Source organism: Agromyces sp. NPDC004153 (assembly GCF_053603635.1).
On record NZ_JBSGFY010000005.1, the window covers coordinates 1 to 2,550 of the forward strand.

At 61.6% G+C, this 2,550-nt stretch carries 1 protein-coding gene; it reads left to right on the forward strand.

Annotated elements, in window-relative coordinates; translation table 11 throughout:
- Window positions 1-957 precede the first annotated feature (957 nt).
- Window positions 958-2,193 carry an ISAs1 family transposase gene (locus ACWEOH_RS19745; RefSeq protein WP_452033936.1) on the forward strand — a complete coding sequence of 412 codons (1,236 nt, stop codon included), beginning with the start codon at window positions 958-960 and terminating at the stop codon, window positions 2,191-2,193.
- Window positions 2,194-2,550: the final 357 nt, after the last annotated feature.

Sequence of the window (2,550 nt, forward strand, 5' to 3'; positions counted from 1 at the left end):
GGTTTTCATGCGGACTGACATGTATTTCGTTATACAAGATTTGGTCGAAACTCGCAATCTCTACGCAGACGCCTCTAAATATCTGCGATATTGGATTGCTCGGGTATGGCGCATGTTGTGTCGGGGAATTTCCTGTCATTCCAGCCCTATTGGAATGCTCTCAAAAAGAGAGCGGAGGCTTGTGCAAGCGTATAGCTTCTTCTTGCTGTTCGGAACCACAGGATGCCTTACCCTCGCGCTCACTGTTACCCTGCCAACGATTGCCGCAATTGCCAATCGGGCATTGTTCTCGATGACTTCAGGAGAGCTGGACCAGATCGCTGACGCTATTGCGACTTTGGTCGTCGGTGGTGGCGCTCTGCTACTTTGGCTCCGAATGTGGTGGCGTCGCCATGGCAATCGGGTGCATGGCATAATTCGGCAGGCCTCAAGTGTAATCGGGCGAAAGGGAGGGAGGTGATCAGGATGGAAGAGATCGTTATTCGCAAGCTGGAGCAGATCGAAACGATCAGCGACAGCCACCACTAAGGGCTATCTGTCAACCTTAGTGAAAAGTGGATAGGCGTGGACTCGTTGTGATCTATTGCTTGGTAACCGGCAATGATCGTTCAACGAGCCGCGCCTGTTCGTTTGGTGGGGCCCATCGAGCAATCTCAGAGAGACTGGAGTTAATCGGCTCTGCAGGGCGCCTCGGCGTAGCCAATGCCGTTTCGCGGGTGTTTGAGATCGATGATCTTGCTTGGACTAAAGGATGTCACAGAAGAGTGTGGGGCGGGCATTTCTCCCGTATGGGCGGGGCAGGGCTCCGGCGAGGTGGTGTTGACGGCCTGAGTGTCCGATTCAAGGGATCAGTCACGCTGCGGGGCATCGCGCTCAGGGACCGGGGCCAGGAAAGCAAGCAGGCACGACCTTCGCGATCATGAGGTTCTCGACGCCACATGATCACCAGAGAAGACCGTGCCTGCTCTGTCATCTTCGCCGATCAGCCTGGCCCTCGGCCACCTGGCCGAACAACCCCTGACCCCCGCCGCAGCGTCTGACTGCGTCAGCCTGCTGGAACGCTTCGAGCGTCTTGCCGATCCCCGCGACCCGCGCGGTGTCCGTCATGGCCTGGCCTCGCTCTTGGCGCTGGTCTCGGTGGCCGTGCTGGCCGGAGCACGGTCGTTCACTGCGATCGGCGAGTGGATCGCTGACGCACCCGCCCAGGTCATGGCCACATTAGGCGTACGGCGAGACCCGCTGAGTCACACCTGGCAGCCTCCGGATGAGTCGACGGTCAGGCGTGTCCTGCAACAGATCGACGCCGAGGAACTGGACGCGGCGGTCTGCGACTGGCTGGCCGAGCGCGCTGCCGCTGCGGCCGCATCGGCAGCGACCACGCCAAAGACAGGGCACCGCCACTCGGCGCGCCGGGCGGTGTCCGTGGACGGCAAGGCGCTGCGGGGCGCACATGCTCCCGGCGGTGAACCGGTGCACCTGCTGTCTGCCTTCGACCAGGTCACCGGCCTGGTACTGGCACAGACCGAAGTCGACGGCAAGACCAATGAGATCACCCGGTTCCGGCCCCTGCTGCAGCACCTCGACCTGACCGACGCGGTGATCACCGCCGACGCCCTGCACACGCAGCGCGACCACGCCCATTTCCTGGCCACCGAGAAGAACGCGCACTACGTCCTCATCGTCAAGAAGAACCAGCCCACCCTGTACAACCAGGTCAAACGGCTGCTGTGGAAGCAGATCCCCATCCAGCACCGCGAACGCGATCGTGGACACGGCCGATACGAACGGCGGACCCTCAAAGTCGTCACTGTCACCGCCGGCCTGCTGTTCCCCCACGCTGTCCAGGCGATACAGATCAGGCGTCAGGTCCAGCACCTCAAGACGGGAAAGTGGACCACGGTCACCGTGTACGCGATCACCAGCATGCCCGCCTGGCAGGCCGGCCCCGCCGACCTGGCCACCTGGATCCGCGGCCACTGGTCCATCGAGAACAAGCTCCACTACGTCCGCGATGTCACCTTCGCCGAAGACCACTCCCAGGTCCGCACTGGCCACGCTCCTCGCGCCATGGCCAGCCTGCGCAACCTTGCCATCGGCGCGTTGCGCCTGGCCGGAGCTCGCAACCTCGCCCAGGCGATCCGTCATCTGTCCCGGGATGCCACCCGTGGCCTTACCGTCCTCGGCCTAACGTGATCAGAGAACCGGACAAATCTCCACTATGCCGAAGCCCTGGTCACCACCTTGCCCCACGACATACGCTGCCGCGCCCGAGCGTGATCGTGGGCCCACAAATACGTCGGCTGTATCCCGTGGTGACTGCGCCGGATCGCCACGATGCCCGATCGTCCTTGACGCCGCCTACCCGCCCGCGAGGGAAACCCGGTGAGCGTGAATCCGTTCATAGAGACGGAGAAGCAGGGCTTCAGTTCATACCACCAGCGCCAGCGAGCGGCTCTCGTTCTCTGTTATAAAACGCGTCGAAATCAAGCCGATAGATATGGGTGAATTCGCTTCTGAGAAACGCCGTCCACACGAAACCAAGCATCAGGT